The sequence below is a fragment of the Citrobacter sp. HN-141 genome, assembly GCF_033341895.1.
Classification (GTDB): Bacteria; Pseudomonadota; Gammaproteobacteria; order Enterobacterales; family Enterobacteriaceae; genus Citrobacter.
The window spans coordinates 1-601 of the sequence record NZ_JAWPBF010000062.1; the positions used below are offsets into that span (position 1 = coordinate 1).

Genomic DNA, 601 nt, shown 5'->3' on the forward strand with positions numbered 1-601 from the left:
CTGAATACCTTCGAGTGACGATCTTGTGGCCCCAGGGCAGGATTCCGCCATTTTTGTCAGCCCAAGGTTGATGCCGTCAGCCAGAATGGTGGTCAGCAACAGTCTTCCGTCTTTTGGTCTGACGTTATTATTTTTGAGGTGCGCGAAGTGACGCGTAAATCCCGTCCAGCTATCAACTTCTTCCAGTATCTCCGTAATTTTCGGATGGGGAAGCATGCCATAGACCAAATCTGCAAAGGGCGAAACACCTGAAGGAACGCTGTTCTCCAGTGGAGTGATTTTTACGCCTTTATCTGAGATATCTACATCGGGCAAATCACCGGCAAGCGCCATCGCGTTAACTTCTTCCAGCCGAGATGCAAGAAGAGTCATACGGGCCTGAAGGTATGCCTGGCTATCGGTCTGAACGGCCAACTGTAACTGGTCATTATGTCGGGATTTCTCAAACTCAGCAGTCGGGATGAGATAATCATCAAAATTTTTGTAGCGGCGCGATCCTTTTACCCAGATATCACCGGAACGTAATGCACCCTTGAGTTCATTCAGTACGCAAAACTCGTAGTACTTGCGGTCGATGCCTGAAGGCGTGAGCACCAGTTTT

Annotated in this window: 1 protein-coding gene; it reads right to left on the reverse strand. The window is 49.1% G+C overall.

Features of this window, described 5'->3' with window-relative positions; translation table 11 throughout:
- Positions 1-601 (reverse strand): Tn3 family transposase (locus RYZ59_RS24580; protein WP_318051110.1); only part of this gene is annotated, 601 nt, incomplete at both ends.